This is a genomic window from Bacillus sp. FSL W8-0102 (assembly GCF_038007225.1).
Classification (GTDB): Bacteria; Bacillota; Bacilli; order Bacillales; family DSM-4216; genus Bacillus_O; species Bacillus_O smithii.
Window position 1 is genome coordinate 222,728 of sequence record NZ_JBBOWT010000001.1, and the last position, 18,437, is coordinate 241,164.

The 18,437-nt window shown below is 39.0% G+C and carries 18 protein-coding genes and 1 pseudogene; 10 read left to right on the plus strand and 9 right to left on the minus strand.

The window, feature by feature from the left end:
* Positions 1 to 135: 135 nt before the first annotated feature.
* Entirely contained in the window at positions 136 to 1,014 is an 879-nt protein-coding gene (locus N1I87_RS01170; RefSeq protein WP_011230510.1) for an IS982 family transposase, read from the minus strand.
* Positions 1,015 to 1,140: 126 nt separating this feature from the next.
* On the opposite strand from N1I87_RS01170, the gene N1I87_RS01175 reads away from it, so the two are divergent.
* From N1I87_RS01175 to N1I87_RS01195, 5 genes are all read left to right on the plus strand, one after another.
* Entirely contained in the window at positions 1,141 to 1,887 is a 747-nt protein-coding gene (locus N1I87_RS01175; protein WP_341100274.1) for an ABC transporter permease, read from the plus strand.
* Positions 1,888 to 1,890: 3 nt separating this feature from the next.
* The gene (locus N1I87_RS01180; RefSeq protein ID WP_445285675.1) at positions 1,891 to 2,970 is read left to right on the plus strand and encodes a taurine ABC transporter substrate-binding protein; all 1,080 of its coding nucleotides are present in this window, start codon (positions 1,891 to 1,893) and stop codon (positions 2,968 to 2,970) included.
* 21 nt (positions 2,971 to 2,991) lie between these two features.
* Positions 2,992 to 3,831 (plus strand): ABC transporter ATP-binding protein, encoded by an 840-nt coding sequence (locus N1I87_RS01185; RefSeq protein ID WP_341100279.1) that lies wholly within the window; start codon positions 2,992 to 2,994, stop codon positions 3,829 to 3,831.
* 72 nt (positions 3,832 to 3,903) lie between these two features.
* Positions 3,904 to 4,836, plus strand: a complete 933-nt coding sequence (locus tag N1I87_RS01190; protein WP_341100282.1) for a TauD/TfdA dioxygenase family protein — start codon at positions 3,904 to 3,906, stop codon at positions 4,834 to 4,836.
* Positions 4,837 to 5,100: 264 nt separating this feature from the next.
* A complete protein-coding gene (locus tag N1I87_RS01195) occupies positions 5,101 to 5,469 on the plus strand; it encodes a DMT family transporter (protein WP_270584776.1) in 369 nt (122 codons plus the stop codon).
* A 47-nt stretch (positions 5,470 to 5,516) separates the two neighbouring features.
* On the opposite strand, the gene N1I87_RS01200 is transcribed toward N1I87_RS01195, so the two are convergent.
* The 7 genes and pseudogenes from N1I87_RS01200 to N1I87_RS01230 all read right to left on the minus strand — a co-directional run bounded on the left by N1I87_RS01200 (position 5,517) and on the right by N1I87_RS01230 (position 12,219).
* The gene (locus N1I87_RS01200) at positions 5,517 to 6,392 is read right to left on the minus strand and encodes a fructosamine kinase family protein (RefSeq protein WP_341100284.1); all 876 of its coding nucleotides are present in this window, start codon (positions 6,390 to 6,392) and stop codon (positions 5,517 to 5,519) included.
* Between the two features lie 478 nt (positions 6,393 to 6,870).
* Positions 6,871 to 7,989 (minus strand): RNA-guided endonuclease InsQ/TnpB family protein, encoded by a 1,119-nt coding sequence (locus tag N1I87_RS01205; RefSeq protein WP_003353042.1) that lies wholly within the window; start codon positions 7,987 to 7,989, stop codon positions 6,871 to 6,873.
* A 105-nt stretch (positions 7,990 to 8,094) separates the two neighbouring features.
* Positions 8,095 to 8,280 (minus strand): annotated as a pseudogene (locus N1I87_RS01210) (ATP-binding protein); the annotation flags it as partial.
* Between the two features lie 284 nt (positions 8,281 to 8,564).
* The gene (locus tag N1I87_RS01215; protein WP_341100288.1) at positions 8,565 to 10,097 is read right to left on the minus strand and encodes an MDR family MFS transporter; all 1,533 of its coding nucleotides are present in this window, start codon (positions 10,095 to 10,097) and stop codon (positions 8,565 to 8,567) included.
* A 36-nt stretch (positions 10,098 to 10,133) separates the two neighbouring features.
* On the minus strand, positions 10,134 to 10,865 hold the full coding sequence (locus tag N1I87_RS01220) for a polymer-forming cytoskeletal protein (protein ID WP_341100292.1): 732 nt from the start codon (positions 10,863 to 10,865) through the stop codon (positions 10,134 to 10,136).
* A 16-nt stretch (positions 10,866 to 10,881) separates the two neighbouring features.
* Positions 10,882 to 11,586, minus strand: coding sequence for a polymer-forming cytoskeletal protein (locus tag N1I87_RS01225; RefSeq protein WP_341100294.1), 705 nt, complete (start codon positions 11,584 to 11,586; stop codon positions 10,882 to 10,884).
* A gap of 3 nt (positions 11,587 to 11,589) precedes the next feature.
* Positions 11,590 to 12,219 carry a YhbD family protein gene (locus N1I87_RS01230; RefSeq protein ID WP_341100295.1) on the minus strand — a complete coding sequence of 210 codons (630 nt, stop codon included), beginning with the start codon at positions 12,217 to 12,219 and terminating at the stop codon, positions 11,590 to 11,592.
* Between the two features lie 341 nt (positions 12,220 to 12,560).
* Here N1I87_RS01230 and N1I87_RS01235 point away from each other — a divergent pair, with 341 nt between their 5' ends.
* Together N1I87_RS01235 and N1I87_RS01240 are read left to right on the plus strand one after the other, a co-directional pair.
* Positions 12,561 to 13,166: a HipA domain-containing protein gene (locus tag N1I87_RS01235; RefSeq protein ID WP_341100297.1), complete on the plus strand. Its 606-nt coding sequence runs from the start codon at positions 12,561 to 12,563 to the stop codon at positions 13,164 to 13,166.
* A gap of 196 nt (positions 13,167 to 13,362) precedes the next feature.
* Positions 13,363 to 14,112: an HIRAN domain-containing protein gene (locus tag N1I87_RS01240; RefSeq protein ID WP_341100300.1), complete on the plus strand. Its 750-nt coding sequence runs from the start codon at positions 13,363 to 13,365 to the stop codon at positions 14,110 to 14,112.
* Positions 14,113 to 14,587: 475 nt separating this feature from the next.
* On the opposite strand, the gene N1I87_RS01245 is transcribed toward N1I87_RS01240, so the two are convergent.
* On the minus strand, positions 14,588 to 14,914 hold the full coding sequence (locus N1I87_RS01245; protein ID WP_341103240.1) for a thioredoxin family protein: 327 nt from the start codon (positions 14,912 to 14,914) through the stop codon (positions 14,588 to 14,590).
* A gap of 632 nt (positions 14,915 to 15,546) precedes the next feature.
* Between N1I87_RS01245 and N1I87_RS01250 the strand changes: the two genes are divergently transcribed.
* The 3 genes from N1I87_RS01250 to N1I87_RS01260 all read left to right on the plus strand — a co-directional run bounded on the left by N1I87_RS01250 (position 15,547) and on the right by N1I87_RS01260 (position 18,335).
* Positions 15,547 to 15,696, plus strand: a complete 150-nt coding sequence (locus N1I87_RS01250) for a hypothetical protein (RefSeq protein ID WP_341100301.1) — start codon at positions 15,547 to 15,549, stop codon at positions 15,694 to 15,696.
* A 218-nt stretch (positions 15,697 to 15,914) separates the two neighbouring features.
* Positions 15,915 to 17,192: a DEAD/DEAH box helicase gene (locus N1I87_RS01255; protein ID WP_341100303.1), complete on the plus strand. Its 1,278-nt coding sequence runs from the start codon at positions 15,915 to 15,917 to the stop codon at positions 17,190 to 17,192.
* 99 nt (positions 17,193 to 17,291) lie between these two features.
* Entirely contained in the window at positions 17,292 to 18,335 is a 1,044-nt protein-coding gene (locus N1I87_RS01260) for an IS30 family transposase (RefSeq protein WP_048622401.1), read from the plus strand.
* Positions 18,336 to 18,437: the final 102 nt, after the last annotated feature.

Genomic DNA, 18,437 nt, shown 5'->3' on the forward strand with positions numbered 1-18,437 from the left:
CTTGTTACCATATTTCCAAGTAATCATATGAGAATTTAATAATTTCCGGCCAGCTACAATTCATGGTGAGAGGGATGTGAGATGGTGCCAAAATTTGTATTTAAAAATCATATAACCCGTGGTGCTAGTTGAGCTTTAGCGCTCAACTAGCCCAAGTGTAACCAGGGAATAAGCTAACAATATACCGTCTAGTGCCACTTCAAATCCGATAATCGAATTGGCTCGGATCCCCGTGATGCGATAGTGGTCAACCAGAACCGAGAACACCGTCTCGATCACTTTGCGTTTTTGTTGGATCCACTGCTCCCATGTCTCAGACGCACGATGTTTCTGGTTTTTTCGAGACGGAGTCCAAAGCGCCATTTGGTATTCTTCGTACAGCCTTTTTTGCAAGTCACGGCTAATGAATCCTTTGTCCCCAAAGTTATAGGGATGAGGAATTTGAGTCATCACGCTTTCGGCTGCGATTCGATCGTGGCAAGATGCTTCCGTCACCACATACCCCATTGGCAGCCCTTGATCGGTCACTTGAAGGTGCAGCTTCAACCCGTAGTACCATTGCTTTTTGGAAGCGCAATACCCGATGTCGGCGATCTCTTGAAACCGTTTGACGCGATGCATTCTTGCCGTATGGCACAACGGGAGCGGCAAGCTGTCAACGACGGCATAGGCATGATGTTGACCGCGTTTTGCCAGCTCATGACGGATCCATTTGATGGCGAAACCAAGCGCCCGGCAACGGCGGTTGTATCGGGAGCGTTCAAGAAACGAGCCGTTTGTGAACAAATTTCCCGTGACAAAACGATGCCACGCCCGTTCAGAAGTAAAACCGAGCAGCTTTCCTAAAAGATGAATGGCGATGATGACAGCGTCCTCTTGCTTGACCAAATGGCGATTTCGACGATGAAGATGCACCTGAATGCATGAAAGTTGAGCAGAAACAAAAACGAAAATGGCGGCATATTGCTTTTGAATCTTGGCCCGATCTGTAGTAAAATGAAAGTGCTCTTGCATGGGGATTCTCCTTTCGAATGGTAGGTCGCACTTTCATTCTACAGGAGATTCGCCAGCAAGGGCTATTTTTATGCTTGCTCAAGTTTATCTAGCACCACGGGTCATATATTCACTAGAGGGATTTCATTGATCTGCGTGATCCTGCTGTTCATCCTTTGGACCGTGAGTACAAACTTAAAATGGATCGATCCGTTGCTTCTTCCGACTCCTCAATCCGTTTGGACGGCATTTGTGGAATTAATAAGAGATGGATATAAAGGGACTCCATTAAGTACGCACATTCTAGATAGTATGTACCGATTATTATTCGCTTTAATTTTAGCTTTTTTCACTGCCGTCCCATTAGGAATGCTATGTGGCATGTCAAGATACATACTCGCCGTATTTGATCCTATTATTGAATTTTATAGACCGCTTCCTCCTTTAGCCTATTATGCCTTGCTTGTTTTATGGCTCGGTATCGATGATCGATCGAAAATCGCCTTATTGTTTTTAAGTGCGTTTGCACCTTTATTTATTGCGACAGTATCGGGCGTAAGACGTATTCCGCAAGATCGGATCAACGGTGCATTATCTTTAGGAGCTTCCAAACTGAAAGTCTTTTTCTATATCATTCTTCCATCTAGTTTGCCGGACATCATTACGGGTCTTCGCACAGCTATCGGTGTGACTTACGGTACATTAGTGGCTGCCGAAATGGTAGCGGCTACCTCGGGGATTGGATGGATGGTATTGGACGCAAGTAAATACTTAAGAAGCGATATCGTTTTTGTAGGAATTTTTATAATGGGATTCATCGCCATTTTTATAGATAGCCTCATTCGATTGTATTGGCATTTTCGATTCTCTTGGGTTGGAAAACAAGACTCATGAAGTATGATAAAGGAGGAAAATTGCGTGGCGCTGAAGAGAAACATAAACAGCATTATTATTATCTTACTATTTAGTATATTTAGTCTTTTGAGCGGATGTTCTAGTCAAAGCGCTTCTTCCCAAAAGGAGGGATCATCGGCTTCCGCTTCTAATAGTAGTGTGCCAAAAGAGATCCGATTGGGATACCAGGTTTCTCCAAATGGAGAACTTTTAGCCAAGGCATTAGGTTTGCTGGAGAAAAAATACCCGAACATTCACATTAGATGGATTAAATTTGATTCGGGCAGAGATATCAATAATGCCATGGCAAGTGGGAGCATTGATTTTGGACTCGTTGGAACTCCGCCCGGATCCATTGGCATTGCCAGTGGATTGCCTTATAAAATTTATTATTTGCACGATATTATCGGCGAAAGCGAGGCGCTGGTCGTTAAAAAAGATTCCGGAATTTCTTCTTTAAAAGATTTGAAAAATAAGAAAATTTCCACGACATTCAGTTCAACATCCCATTATAGTTTACTGGGAGCTTTGAAAGAAGAGAAGATTGACATTAAGAAAAATAATATCACTCTACTTGATATGCAGCCTCCTGACATTTATGCAGCTTGGAAACGCGGGGATATCGATGGAGCATATATTTGGCAGCCGGTACAAACGAAGTTGATCGATGATGGAGGAAAAGTCATCATTTCATCAAAAGATTTGGCGAAAAAAGGAATTGTCACGGGAGAATTTGGCATTGTAAGTAAAGATTTTGCAGAAAAATATCCTGAAATTGTAAAAGGATATATCTCTGTTTTAAATCAGGCGGTCCATTATTATCGGAGCAAACCAGTAGAGTCGTCGAAAGTGCTTTCGAAAGAATTGGGGTTATCGCCTGAGGAAAGCTTAAAAACCATGAGACAAATTATATGGTTAGATGCTTCGCAGCAAAAGGAATATTTCGGTGATGCCAAGAAGCCGGGCAAATTAGCCAAAATCTTAAAAGACACGGGAGATTTTATGGTAAAACAGAAAAATATACCATCTTCCCCGAGCCTAGCTACCTATCAAAAAGGTCTACTAAGCAATTTATACAAATAACAGGAATGGAGAAGGGATAACATGGCAATTGCTTCGATCAAAGAGGATTCAGAGAGAGCTCAACACCGTCCGCTAATTGAATTGAGAAACATTAGCTTGCAATATGCCAACGGGAAAAACGATCTTCCTGTATTGGACCAAATAAATCTTCGATTGGATGCCAATGATTTTGTTTGTTTATTAGGCCCGTCGGGATGTGGAAAATCTTCTTTATTAAATATATTAGCTGGTTACCAGAAACCAACTGCCGGTGAAGTCATGATCAACGATAAACCCCATACTCGTCCGAGTTCCGATGTGGGAGTCGTCTTTCAGCACCATAACCTTTTTCCGTGGATGACCATCGAAAAAAATGTTGAATTTGGTTTAAAAATGAAATCTGTCCCAAAATCAGAAAGAAAAAAACTCGTTTCCTATTATTTGCATCTCGTAGGATTGGAGGCTTCTGCCAAAATGTTGCCTTATCAGCTATCAGGAGGAATGAAACAAAGAGCCTCCATCGCCAGAACATTAGCTGCGGATCCACAAGCCATTTTAATGGATGAACCTTTTAGCGCATTAGATGCCTTAACTCGAGAAAACATGCAAATTCATCTTCTTGATATTTGGAAAAAAACAAAGAAATGCATCATTTTTATTACTCATGACGTCGAAGAAGCTATTTTGTTAGGAAAAAGGATTTTAGTGATGAACTCTCAACCGGGAAGAATCGTAGTCGATTTGCCGAATCCATTGTCAAAACAGAATCAATCAGTCGATGAAATCAAACATTTAAAGGAATTTAATGATCTGCGGCATTATTTAATTTCCGCTATAAGAGGTCATTTCAAAGCAAAAAACGCCTTGAATGAAATATATTAGCTTGTTTGAAAGGCGCAAGCCAACAGCGCTTTTCAACACTCTCTATCTATTCATTATGAAAGGAGAATGTAAATGTCTGAAATTCACACGAATTTTTCACGACCACTCAAATTTGAAAATCGCGATAATTATGTAGGTCCACGAATTTTACGCCGTCTGCCTGAAGGTGTAGAGGAGCGGCCGTACTCGTTATTTGAAGTCAAGCCATTAACTCCTATCATAGGTGCTGAGATCATCGGAATTGATTTGAGAGAGCCAATTTCTCCAGAGTTGCAGGCGGAGTTGAACCGGGCATTATTGGAATGGAAGGTTCTTTTCTTTCGCAACCAAAAAATCACGAGTGAACAGCAGCGGGCGTTTGCTCGGCTGTGGGGTGAATTAGAAGTTCATCCATTTTATCCTGTTGAAGAAGATCAATCTGAGGAAATTGTTCGCTTTTCCAAGGGGAAGAAAGAAACTGGAAAAGAAAATATTTGGCATACGGATGTCACTTTTCGCCCCAATCCTGCGAAAGCAGCGATATTAAGATTAATAGAAGTTCCTCCTGTCGGGGGCGACACGTTATGGGCAGATATGGCTGCTGCATATGATAATTTACCTGACGAAGTGAAGGAGCGTATTGATCACCTTACTGCCATTCACGATTTTACTCCTGCTTTCAGCGATTTACTGACACCGGAAGAGTTAGCGGTTCAACAAGAAAAATTTCCGCCTGTTGAACATCCGATCGTTCGAACCCATCCGGAAACTGGACGGAAGACTTTGTTTGTGAATCCATCGTTTACGACTCGAATCGTAGGTCTGGACCCTGATGAGAGTGAAGAGCTGCTTCAGTACTTGTTCCGTCAAGCTCACATTCCTGAGTATCAGGTGCGTTTTCGTTGGGAAAAGGACTCCATCGCTTTCTGGGATAATCGTGCAACCCAACATTATGCGGTATCGGACTATTATCCAAATCCGCGTAAGGCTGAACGCGTTGCAATCGTTGGGGATCGTCCATATTAAGCAATATCATTGGAACAACGAATGGAACCTTTGTAGGTTCCATTCGTTGTGTTCTGATCATCATTTCCATCATGTACGGATCATTTATTTTCAACAAAGTTTGACCAGGCCAGATTTTCAAGTTCAAACCGAAGCGCCAAGAACAAGATTTATCGCGATTGCACATGTATTATGGTACCCTTCTTTGTAAAGGCATCAATGTGATGAAAATTTCATAATATCCTTTCATGATATGTACTTCTGAAAAAGGGAGGTGAAACGTTTATGAGTTGGATTTTGCTTTTATTAGGAATTCTTTCGGAGGTTTTAGGCACAACTTCAATGAAAATGTCAGCAGGATTTACGAAGCTCATTCCTTCTGTACTCATGTTTGTATTTTATGGAGCCAGCCTTACGTTAGTTACATTAGCACTGAAAAAGATAGATGTAAGCATCGCTTATTCCATATGGTCCGGACTTGGTACTGCGATTATCGCCATCATAGGCATTTTATACTTCAAAGAGCACTTTTCTTTCTTAAAAATGGTGGCCATCTTGATGATTATTGCCGGTGTGATTATCTTAAATGTCAGTGGAGAAGCGCATGGAAAAGAAGTTTCTTCAGTCTCTGTATCGGATCTACATATCAAATAAAAAGCAATGAAAATGGCGAACAGGAATGGTCACTGTTCGCCTTTAAATTATCCAACATACCTTTGCAAGATTCGATCGACGGAAGCTCCGTATGTTTCCCCGAACAGATTCAGGTGAACGAGCAAGTAAAACAGTTGATACAGCTCTTTTCGATTCTCATATTCCGGAGAAAGTGGCTGAATTTCGTTGTACGCGCGATAAAAAGCATTTGGAAATCCGCCAAACAGTTCCGTAAACGCAATATCCATTTCTGAATGCCCATAAAATACTGAAGGGTCAATGAGATAAGGAATTCCATGTTCGCCTGCCATCCAGTTTCCGCCCCAAAGGTCGCCGTGCAATAAAGATGGCTTACATGTAGGTGGGAGCCATTGATCAAGCGACTCTAACAATGTTTCCAATTTCTTTAGTCTGTACGTTGGCATTCTTCCTTTTTGTTCTGCCAATTGAACTTGCGGAAGAAGCCGACGTTCCCGAAAATAATCGATCCAGTTTTCATATTGTCCGTTTTTTTGCGGAAGACGGCCAATGAAGCTATCTTCGGCTAATCCGAAATACTGACCGTAACATTGATGAAGGCGAGCTACTGCCTGACCTAGCAAAACCGGAGTTTGATCCGTTTCTTCTCCTTCAATCCATTCAAGTAACAGCAAACCATAAGATCCGTCTTCTGCTTCCACACAATGATATACTTTTGGAACATGAACCGCATTCGTTTGTCTCAGCAATTCAAGACCGGCTGCTTCACTTTGAAAAAAGCGAGGAGGAATACGCTCATTGATTTTGGCAAAATAAGAACGTCGTTCACTTCTTACATAATAGGCAGCATTGATATCGCCGCCAGATACGCTTTTGTATTGGACGATCGCTGTTTTGTCACTGATTTTATCAAGTGCTTCTCGTAAAACAGCCGAAAGGTTCATACTACTATCTCCTTTCATTGTGGCAAACTAGTGAAACGAATCATAGGGGGTGTATGGATCGAAAGGGTATAAGAGATTGAATTTTCGATACTCGTTAGAAGCAAAGGTGTTGAGAACGAAACAAGCAGTTTGTAATTTATTATATATCAGAAAATCTTTTTATAGAGTTGTCATAGGAACAAATGCTTGTCAGAGGCAATCATATATTGAAACATTTACAGCATTGGGACAGATTTAAGAAAATACAGTTGTGGGAAGCATCTTTATCCAAAGAGGCTGATACGAATCAGAATCATCCAACAAAATCCGAACTCGAAATTAGAGTTCGGAGTTTTCAATCCGTCAACTGCTCCCACTTAACTTCTGACGAAGTTTGAAGTGGGAGCTTGCGACTACCCAGTAGTACCAACGTGTTAAGCACTCCTACCTTCAATTGGTGTCGCATCAGGGCAGGTTGACGACTACCCAACCACCCAAGTCATGCTTGGATGGTTTCTTCAACGATGTATTCAATTCCTTTTCGTTGAAGATTCATAGCACCCACTCGATCATCATTGGATTGGTAGTGACAATTTTTACAACAAAATGTATGTGTTTGTTTATTTCGATTGACTTTTTCGGTATGTCCGCATTTTGGACAAGTTTGTGAGGTATATTTAGGATTAACTGTAATGACTTTTGCTCGATGTTTTAAGGCTTTATATTCAATTTTTTGGCGTAAATCATAAAAAGCCCAAGACACCATGGCATATCGATCTTCCTTGCGGACTTTTTCTGTTGCTTGACGAATACCTGTTAAATCTTCTAAAACAAACAACGTGTTTGCTCCATATCGTTCAACGAGTGCCTTGCTAATGCAGTGGTTAACATCCTGCATCCAACGGTTTTCTCGTTGACCGATAGCTTTTAATCTTCTGCGAGCAGAAGGAGTTCGTTTCTGTTGCAACTGTTTACGCAATCGTTTGTATTTTTCACGTTGATGTTTGATTCGTCGTCCATTCCAAAAGAATGTTTTTCCATTGGAATCATAGGTGGTGATGACAAAATTAACTCCAAAATCTACTCCAACTACTTGATTAATGTTTTTTAGATCACATTCTTCTATCTCTTTGGACATTGGAATGCACAAAAACCATTTTCCGTGCTTGTACACAAGTTTCGCTGTGCCAAATGTCCAAGTGCCATCAAAATATTCTTCAAATCCTTTAATTTCAAAAGGTACTTTGATTCGTCCTTCTAATGTGTTAACAGAAAACAAACCTTTATTTAAAGAATAATCTCGGTTGAAAACTAAGTCATATTGAGGTTTTTTAAAACATATCAATGTCCAAGAGTGACCATTGCTTTTTATGGTTCTATATTTAGCAATAACCGTTTTGATGACGGATTGAGCCATTTGTGAACGCAAACCAAATTGAGAACGCAAGTCTCTGTAAGTCATATTGTGTAATTTAGCTTGCGTTAAAATTTTAGAGTGAAAAATAATTTCAGATACAAAATTACAGGCTTTTCGATAAGCATTCATAGTTTCTTTTAAAATAATTGCTTGTTCATTCGTAGGATTTATTTTGATTTTAGCAGTCAGTGTTAAATTCATCATTACACCCCCTTTCACTAATATACAGTATAACATAAAATTAGTGAAAATTAAATTTTATGTAGAAAGGAGAGAAGGCGATTCCTCTCCAACTTTCGCTAACGCTTAGAAGTTGGAGTCTCCTCGCCAAGTTGTGATGAAAGTGGTGCCTTCGCCTGGTTGGCTTTCTGCTTCTATTGTGCCGCCATGGGCTAATATGAATTCCTTGGCGATAGCGAGCCCCAATCCCATACCGCCCCTGTTGCGTGTTCGCGCTTCATCTATACGGTAAAACCGATTGAAAAGTAGAGGACGTTTTATCTTTTTACTCATTATTCCTACGTGAATTTGGCCTAAAAATCATGGAAAGAAAGCATATATAAATTTATCCCCCTAACCATCACGATGACGAAGGGGGAATGGAACACCAAGTTTTCTTTCTTAAGTTTATACTCTATTATTTTGCTGGCAAAGTGTCTTAATAATGCTGGACACCAAAAGTGTTGCCAATTGTCTTGTTGAAAAATGATAGATCTAAAACATCTGTTGTAACATTCATGAAGAGAATATCGGCTTTGTTGCCCCAGAATACAACCTTATTTTCCTTCATTGATTTTAACTGGTTGTGCTCTGAAATTGGTGGATAGTTGATCATTCGTCATAAACATTACAAATAATAATGTCAGCAGCGCTGGAATAAGACTCCACACAAAGGTATGGGCAATGGAAGATGACAACGCTGATGTGATTTTATCAAGCACTGGTTCTGGAATGTGGGAGCGCGTGTCCGGCGATAGTATCGCTCTTGGATCTTTGAAATTCAAGTTTTGTGGTGCTTGCGACATGCCACTGAATGTGTCCGTTAAATTATGTTTAAAAAGATTTCTTTGAATGATTCCAAACACCGTGACCCCGATCGTCATTCCAAGCGAACGCAAAAAGGAATTGGTTGAACTGGCCGCCCCACGATCTTTATGCTGAAAATGGTGGATAGCCGCCATACCTAAAACGGAAAAAGAAGCGCCTACCCCTAATCCGGTTATAATCATATAAAAGGTAATCATAAGGCGAGAAGTATGGACTGTTATTGTGCTTAATAGAAACATGCCGATAATGAAAATCGATGTAAAGATGATCATGACGTTTCGATAACTCATTTTATTGGCTAAAAAACCGCCTAATTGAGCGGATACCGTCGTCGCCAACATCATCGGCAGTAAAACCAGCCCTGAATTCGTTGCTGAACCGCCGATCACTCCTTGGATAAAAATTGGAATGTACACGGTGGCAACTATATAGGTAGCTCCGGAAAAGAACCCTACAAGATTGCTTGCTGCAAACAAACGTTTTCTAAACATATGATAGGAAATAATGGGTTCTTTTGCCTTTGTCTCCACATAAAGAAACAGCAAAAATAATACAGCGAAAGCAGAAAATAAACCGATGATGACTTTGGAGCTCCATTCAAATTGGTTTCCGCCCAGTTCAAGAGCAAACATTAGGCAAATGATCGCAGGAACGAGTGTAACGACTCCCCACCAATCAATTTTTTGCTTCGCATGAACAGGCGATTCGTGATAAAAAAAGGTAACGAAAAAGAACGATAGAAGACCAATAGGGATGTTAATATAAAATACCCAGCGCCAATCGAAGTAATCCGTGATATAAGCGCCAAGCAATGGTCCGAATATGCTCGACAAACCAAATACCGCTCCAAAAAAACCTCCCATTTTTCCGCGTTTTTCAGGCGGAAAAAGATCAAACATAATGGCAAAGGCAATAGGAACTAACGCACCGCCGCCAATTCCTTGAATCGCTCGAAAAAGGCTGAGCTGAACAATGTTTTGGGCAACGCCGCATAACATCGAACCGGTTAAAAACACGATTAGCCCAAAAATGAAAAACCGTTTTCGGCCATACATATCCGAAAGTTTTCCAAAAATCGGCATACCAGCCATCTCGGCCACCATATAAGCGGATGTTACCCAAACAAATTTGTCCAGTCCTCCAAGATCCGCTACAATGGTCGCCATAGCCGTTGCCACAATGGTGTTATCGATTGCCGCAACGAAAATTCCTAATAATAAACCTGCCACAACCCACGCTATGTTCGTTTCTTTCTTTTTCACCGAAAGCCACCTCCCCTTAAATGGAACGATTCGATTCTATACTTTTTTACTATCTATTACAATCGCTTTTTCATCTTGTTGAAAGCTGGTTTGATATTCTACGAGGTCAATCTCACAACCTGGACCAATCGTTACTTCTTTTCCTCTGACGACTTTTGCTTTCGTGTATTCTAAATAAATGTCATCTCCTTCAATGCTTTCTGCAACGAGCTTGGCGGAATCCTGTCTAAATCGTTTTAGAAAATTGATGACATTAAATGCTTTGCTCTTTGTGACGCGAATGACTTCTCCGCCAATTTCCGCAATGCGGCTATCCTCAAAATGAAGATAGAGAGATACTTTTTCTGCATTTAACGTTCTGCCAATGGCAACGGCTCCTTTTAAGGAAATAGAATCCGCTTCACAATCGTTTTCAATCTTCAATTCGCCATAACCATGAATATGTCCTCCGACTAAACGTTCTTTTATATGAACGGCTCCGCGAAGGTTTAAATCTTTCATCGTGGCATGACCTTGTATATCGGCTTCTCCAAAAATCTTGATGGACTCTGCCTCTACATTTCCCTTCATATTTGCCTGACCGAAAATGTCAATCGTTTTTGCCTTGACGAACCCGTTCGCATCGGCGGTTCCAAACACTTTCCATTGAACGCAATCCAAGTCTCCATTAATGGTGCCTTCTCCGCGAATTTTTACTTTGTTGAAAGTTCCCCCGGAAGTAATACCAGTACCGGTCACCGTTAAATGACGCAGCGTATCATTTTCCACTGTCGGTCTCCCTCCTCTATAATTTTTTGCTGGTTTTGACTTTTGATCTTTTATCGCATTGAAAATGATTTTTATATTCCACAAATTCTATGTCGCATCCGGGGCCAAGTAACACTCGATTTCCTCTCACTACTTTGGCTTTTGTATTCTCCAAATAAATCTCGTCTCCTTCAATGCTTTCAGCGTTTAATACAGCATTGAAAAACCACTTTTTAAAAAATATCCTTTTTTGTTTTTTCACTTCAATGTTTTCGCCGCCAATTTCTTTTGCCTGACAATGTCCTAACAACTGAATTTGAATTTTTCCCGCATTTAACAATCCACCGACACGGAAACTCCCGTTTGTTTCAAATACTTCTGATGAACAACCCCCAGCAATGGTCGCTCCGCCGTGAATGTGCAATTCTTCCGCCGTTATATTCCCTTTCACCTTTCCGCTTCCGTGAAAACGAACTTCTTTGCACTCCACATTGCCGTCAATGCTAGCACTGCCATGGATTTTCATCGTCTCTGAATGCAGTGTTCCGTTCATTTTGGCTGTACCCGAAACATAGGTTGCTTCCGATTTGACATTGCCCAAAATCTTGGCATTTCCTTGAATGTTCAATTCGATACAATCAAGATCGCCTTGCAATTCACCATTTCCGGAAATTTTTACTAGGTTGTAATTTCCGCCGGAAGAATTCCCGAACCCAGCGATCACTAAATCCTGTCTTTCCACCCGTTATCCCTCCAGTATTTTCATTTTTAATTCCTCCACACAGCTTGGTAAATGAAGACGGGCCACCACTTTTATTTCCTCTTCAAAATACACATCGTTTCCGTTTGCCACTATCATACAGGTCGATATCCCCATTTTTCGTATCAAAATCAATTCACCACTCCGACCTTGAAGTTTTGGATAATGGGTCTCTAATACATTCAAGATGATTTTGCCCTCTTCTAAACTGATGTCTCCGGATTGGAGAAGCTTTTCCAGCGCATAGAGTTGAAACAGTTGAGCAAATGAAAATGTATCATGTTCCCCTTTTTGTTCTTTATAAAAACGCAATGTCATTAACGAAATAATGTTTCGATTAAGAAGTTCGTCTTTTTTGAGTGTGATGTCTGCGGGGTTAGGAGAAAACATACTCGCCAATTCATCTAACGATAAATCGTCTTTCATATTTTTAATGTTTTCTATTCTTGTTAATATTTTTTCTTTCGGAAAAAACGTTTCTTGTCCGGTAAAAGTCGATTTTCGAATGAACCATTCTTCGGGAATTAACTTTTTTCGTTTCCAACGATACAGCTGTCCGTAAGAAATTCCTGTTAATTCGAGCAACTCTTTTTTAGAAATCAACTCTTGTTCCACCGCTTGGCACCTCCTTCACACGAAAAAGTGTAACATAACAATGTTACGTTGTAAATAAAAGATGCAAAGAGCTACGAAATGAGCCAAGAAGTCTCTATCTGATACAAAGTACATCCGAAAAATATGGGGTATTTCTTAATGAGTTATAGTGAGTCTGGACATGCTATAATGTTTGTAAAAGCTAACGGTAAATATATTTTGATCATGTTAGGAATTCAATGATAGTGGTTAAGAAACTTGTGACTAAGCCACCAAATATAGGATTGGTTGATAGTGCGTTGTCTTCTGATTTTAGTCAAATTAAGGTATTGGATTAAAAATAAAGAAAGAGGATTTCGCTCATGAGTCTGATTGATGTTAGTCGGTGGGAAAAGGATGATGAAAAACAAGCTTCAGGAACTAGGCAGAAGTTTTGGTTGATTAATCCGATGAACAGACGTACTTATTTGTTTAAAATACCTAAGGAGAGTACAGGAGAAGCTTGGGCAGAGGTAATTGCGTCGAAAATTGGACAAAAAATAGGTTTAAAAACAATGAAAGCTGATTTAGCGATGTATAACGGTGTATTAGGTGTTTTATCGGAAAACTTCATCCGTGATGGGGAAGAGTTTTATGAAGGCGGTGATTTATTTTTTGCCATTGCGGAGGATTTTGATAGATATAGTTTAAAATATTACGATTTTCCGAATATAATAAAAGTATTATCTGAATTTAGCCTCGAAAGAGATTTTATACAAATTCCAGTATTCGATGCGTTCATTGCTAATCAAGATCGACATTGCGATAATTGGGGACTCATTGTTGATCAATCAAATTATCAGCTTGCTCCTATATACGATAATGGGGCATCATTAGGATATCAATTAAGGGAAGAGCGTATTTTGAAAATGTTTCGAGATCAAAGAATGTTTGAAGCTTTCACAAACCGAAGTATAGAGAATTGTTAACTTTTATTAACGAATTATTCCCGTGCGAAATGAAAGAAATGATTGAACGAATGAGTCAAATAAATAAAAACGAAATATCTGATATTTTAAGTTCGATTTCAGACAAGGTAATGAATAGAGTTTATAAAGAATGGGTATTACAATTATTAAAATATCGGAAAGAATGGTTAATGAATTGGTATACGGAGGTGAAATAATGTTTCGTCCTTTTGTGCTTTGGCTCATTTGGCAAAATGAACGTACTCGACAACGTTATCATATCGGGAATTTAGTACACAATGAAGATAAATATGTTTTTTATTATAATAAGATTAGACGAAGAAGAGGGTTATTAGAAGCGATAGAGAACGGATATCAACCGCATCTGGCATTTCGAGATATTGATAAAACATATATTTCTGATAAGTTATTCGGTCCTTTTGCACGTCGTTTGCCGGATCATCGGCGACCAGATTTCCAGGAAATTCTACGAACACACGGTTTGTCCAACGATTATACGGAAATGGATTTATTGAGAGTTACCGGCGGAAGGCTTGCAACTGATTCATATGAGTTTGTTGCCCCTATTTATGTATACGGAAATTACTTTGACTTTAATTTTTACATCGCTGGATGGAAATATTATGAAGGAGAACAGATCGTTGGACAACTGAAAATCGGAGAAAAGGTACAGTTTCAACTAGAGCCAGATAATGTACATGATTCAAAAGCAGTAATTGTATTAACTAGTGAAGGGCGGAAATTGGGTTATATCCCAGCCTTTTATAGTGAATTTATGTTTCAACTTATTAAGAAACGTGGTGATTATGAGGCAAAAATTCACTCCATTCAGTTAGAAGCACTTCCGCAATTAAAAGTGAATGTAAGCGTCTGTGGAATTCTTCCCCCTTTTCTTAGAAATATAAATTTGGATATAGTCCATGATATACCGTTGGAAACGGTATAAAGCAATAAATGGTGAACCGTCCCTATTACGTGGGGTAGTTGTTTTTGAAAAAAATAAATTTCGGTCTATGTCAATTGCTGGGGGACACTTATCGAAGTGCCCCTTTTTGTCTGTCACTAGATGGATGAATAGAGAGCTTTATTTCTAAAATTTCGACTGCCGTATGACATTCGTTTGATAATGAAGAAGAAAAATTATCTATAGAAGTGTTTGAGGATGATTATGAACGATATCATGAATATGTTTTATGAGTGTAAAAAGTATTTCATCTTTGGAAAAGGGTAAAGAAAAAAGAGCATCAGAAAAAAGCTGTTGTGAACCGGCGCATTCCAATTTGTGACAGTATCCTTCGGACCATACTCTGAAACGGAAGGACAAAATACAAACTTATTTAAAATTGTTATTCATTTTTGGAATGATGCGTATGCAATTGGCGCTTTCACTAAATAAAAGGCAGCCATTTCAAGATGGCTGCTTATTCTTGTATTATACTGTAGATTTTGTTCGCTTTTTCCCGAAACGGCTCGACATGAACAAATCGCACTTCCCGAAGTACTTCTTTCCCATCTACAAATAACAACAAAACGGGGGCGGTGAAAATGGTAAAACGCCCTGCAATTTCCGGAACGTGATCGGCATTGACAAGAGCCGGTTGAATATTGGGGAAATCAGCCATGACATTTTGAATTTTTGGCAATAAATCATGGCACACACTACAACGATCTCTGGATATATATAAAAACGCTAACTCGTGACGGTCAACAAAATCATCGACTTCTTTGACAGAAATTAGTTCCTTCATGATATTCAAAAGTGATCTCCTTCCGTAAAGGGATAAAACCATAAGGTATAGTGATTATAACACGGCAAACAAGATGAACGTATCGACGGTGTTCATATGTATATATGATCTGAATTTGAAGAAAAAACAGAATCTTGTTCTTTTGGTATCAACAATAAGTCTTTTCCCAACCTACTGATGTTTTTGATCAATTTTTGTAACGGACGAGGTGTCCCATTTACTTCAATATAATATGAAACCTTAATATTATTTCTATTCTTCTCTATGATTAATGCTTGCTAGTATAAAAAAGTAGGAGATTAGGAACTTGGAATATCCGTTATCTTTGATCGAACTAATTTCCTATAAACATCAGAATAAACTCCAGATCGAAAAAAGAGTCGAGGCTTTTGTTTTTTTGTGAGGTAACTATATGGAGCTAGAGTTAATTCTTATGTCATCAAGACTAGTAAAAAGATTTCATTACAGTGGAGAATTTTAGAAAGTTTTTTATAACTCTTGTACATTTTCGACATTATTCGACAATTTGTTGGTTATTATTTTAGTACAATATAATTATTCTATGCAATATAAGGGCTTTTTACGAGTTGGTATATTGGAGTTGAGCGTTCAAATAAAGGAGTAATTATAAAATGGCAAGAGGAATTATTGATAATAAACAAAGTGGTCTTGTAGGAGATGTTTTAAAAGATTGTATTACAAAGGGCAGTAAGCTATCAATTGCTGCTGCTCACTTAACTTTATACGCATTTGTCGAATTAAAAAAGAACTTTCACTATTAGATGAATTTCGCTTTATTTTTACAGAACCTGCTTTTATTGAAGGAGAAAATATTTTAAAAGAACAAATTGAAAAAAATGAAGCATTCTTATACGGCGTCGAAGAAGAGCAAAAATATAAAATTGAACTAAACCAGGCTTATATAGCCAAACAGTTTGCAAAATGGTTAAAGAGAAAAGCACAAATCAAATCCGTTACAAGCCAACGTATTCAAGGGGGATTGTATCATGTTAAAAATGAAGATGGTACCCAAATTGGGCTAGTTGGTGGAGCGCCCTTTTCAAGTCCGGGATTAGGATATAGCAACTCCTCAAGCATGTACATTAACAATATCGTTGACGATTTAGAAACGAATACGCAATTAATTCGTAATTTTGATGACATTTGGCAAAATGAATATGTATTACAAGATGTGAAAGAACAAATACTACGGCGTTTAAAAGTGCTATATAAAGAAAATTCGCCCGAGTTTATTTACTTTGTCACTCTCTACAATCTTTTTAAAGATTTTTTACAGGATACAAAAAATTATGAGGTATTGCAAACAAAAACGGGATTTGAAAATACAGTAATTTGGAATAAACTATACGACTTTCAGCGTGATGGCGTAATTGGTGCCATTAATAAAATTGAAACGTACGGAGGTTGCATCATTGCTGATAGCGTTGGTCTTGGGAAAACGTTTGAAGCGTTAGCCATCATTAAATATTATGAATTACGAAATCATCGTGTCCTTGTACTGGCACCAAAAAAATTAAGGGAAAATTGGGAAGTCTACCGTTTAAATGATAAAAGAAATATCTTAGTAGATGACCGCTTTTCGTATGATCTTTTAAACCATACAGACTTATCGCGAGAACGTGGATACAGTGGTGCGATTAATTTAGAACATGTTAATTGGGGAAATTACGATTTGGTGGTCATTGACGAATCACATAATTTTCGCAATAATGACTCACGCAAGAGCCACATTACTCGCTATGCTCGGTTAATGAATGATATTATAAAATCCGGTGTTAAGACTAAAGTTCTTATGCTCTCTGCCACTCCAGTCAACAATAAGCTTGATTATTTAAAAAATCAAATTGCCTTTATTACAGAAGGTAATGACAAAGCATTAGCAGAAACAGCCAATATTAAACTCATTAGCCAAACGATTCGACGTGCGCAATCGCAATTCAACAAATGGAGCAATCTTCCGGAAAATGAGCGAACTACAGAGAGACTGCTAGATATGTTAAGTTGGGATTATTTTACATTGCTTGATTCGCTCACTATTGCTCGCTCTCGTCGTCACATTGAAAAGTACTATAACATTAAAGACATCGGAAAATTTCCACAGCGATTAAAGCCAATGAATATTAAAAAGACGATCGACGTTAAAAATGAATTTCCTCCTCTTTCAGTGATTAATAATGATATTTTGCGGTTGCATTTTGCGATCTATTCACCGATGAAATATATTTTACCACATAGGAAATCGTTTTATTATGGCTAGTTGTATAATCAAATGCAACAAGCATAAAAAATGAAAAACCATAGATAAACCACGTATGATTAAGTCGACTAAAACAATATCGATACGGAGGATTTATCTATGGCAATTACTAATTCTACCATAGGAGCTCGGCATTTCAAACACTTAACGGCTTATGACCGTGGGAAAATTGCGGCCTTACACGCTGCTGGTAAGACTCAACAGGAGATTGCAGATTATGTTGGTTGTCACAAAAGCACCATCTCCCGTGAGTTAAGAAGAGGTACAGTGCCACAAAGAAAAAGCAACGGGAAAATTGTTCATGTCTATTTTCCAGACACAGGTCAACTTCTCTATGAGAGAAACAGGAAAGCCTGTGGCCGCAAGCTAAAACTAGACGATGCCATCGAGTTTATTAAGTATGCCGAAACTCAGATCCTTGATAAGAAATGGTCTCCTGATGCGGTATGTGGGAGAGCCAAACGTGATGGGAAATTCAAAGACAAAATGGTTTGCACCAAGACCCTTTATAACTATATTGATCTAGGACTTATAGGCGTTAAAAACATTGACCTACCTATGAAAATTACCCTGAACACCAAGAAAAAACGTAACCGGAAGAATAAGAAGATCTTAGGACGCAGTATCGATGAGCGACCAATTGAAGTCAATGAACGCCAAGAGTTTGGTCACTGGGAAATTGATACGGTTATAGGCAAGAAGACTAAAGATCAGGCCTTATTGACTCTTACTGAGCGCAAAACCCGTAAAGAAATAATTTTGAGAGTGACAGCCAAGGATAGTCTATCCGTTTCAGAAGTCATATCTCAGTTGAAAGTGTCTTATGGTAATCGGTTCTCTAAAGTGTTTAAAACCATTACGGCTGATAACGGTTCTGAATTTGCTGACCTCGGCCTTAGTGTTGAAAAAGATCTAACAGAGGTTTATTTTACACACCCTTACACATCCTGTGAACGAGGAACCAACGAGCGTCATAATGGCCTTATTAGGCGCTTCATACCAAAGGGGAGACCCATTTCCTCTGTGGCAGACGAAACCATTACCTATGTTGAAAATTGGTGTAACCATCTTCCAAGGAAGATCCTCAATTATCGTACACCTGAGGAGTGTTTCCAAATAGAGTTAGCTGGCTTAGCTTCTTAACCTTAAGCCAGCTAACCCAAAGGGTTGGTTTTTAGCAACTTGACAAAGAGCCTCTGCGGGCATGGCTACCAGCCATGAAGCCAGGTATACGGTACTGGCTGG

Bases quoted from the DNA above. Each gene is read 5' to 3' on its own strand.
- N1I87_RS01170 (WP_011230510.1), bottom strand. From the start codon at position 1,014: ATGCAAGAGCACTTTCATTTTACTACAGATCGGGCCAAGATTCAAAAG.
- N1I87_RS01180 (WP_445285675.1), top strand. From the start codon at position 1,891: ATGATAAAGGAGGAAAATTGCGTGGCGCTGAAGAGAAACATAAACAGC.
- N1I87_RS01185 (WP_341100279.1), top strand. From the start codon at position 2,992: ATGGCAATTGCTTCGATCAAAGAGGATTCAGAGAGAGCTCAACACCGT.
- N1I87_RS01190 (WP_341100282.1), top strand. From the start codon at position 3,904: ATGTCTGAAATTCACACGAATTTTTCACGACCACTCAAATTTGAAAAT.
- N1I87_RS01195 (WP_270584776.1), top strand. From the start codon at position 5,101: ATGAGTTGGATTTTGCTTTTATTAGGAATTCTTTCGGAGGTTTTAGGC.
- N1I87_RS01200 (WP_341100284.1), bottom strand. From the start codon at position 6,392: ATGAACCTTTCGGCTGTTTTACGAGAAGCACTTGATAAAATCAGTGAC.
- N1I87_RS01205 (WP_003353042.1), bottom strand. From the start codon at position 7,989: ATGAATTTAACACTGACTGCTAAAATCAAAATAAATCCTACGAATGAA.
- N1I87_RS01235 (WP_341100297.1), top strand. From the start codon at position 12,561: ATGAGTCTGATTGATGTTAGTCGGTGGGAAAAGGATGATGAAAAACAA.
- N1I87_RS01240 (WP_341100300.1), top strand. From the start codon at position 13,363: ATGTTTCGTCCTTTTGTGCTTTGGCTCATTTGGCAAAATGAACGTACT.
- N1I87_RS01245 (WP_341103240.1), bottom strand. From the start codon at position 14,914: ATGAAGGAACTAATTTCTGTCAAAGAAGTCGATGATTTTGTTGACCGT.
- N1I87_RS01250 (WP_341100301.1), top strand. From the start codon at position 15,547: ATGGCAAGAGGAATTATTGATAATAAACAAAGTGGTCTTGTAGGAGAT.
- N1I87_RS01260 (WP_048622401.1), top strand. From the start codon at position 17,292: ATGGCAATTACTAATTCTACCATAGGAGCTCGGCATTTCAAACACTTA.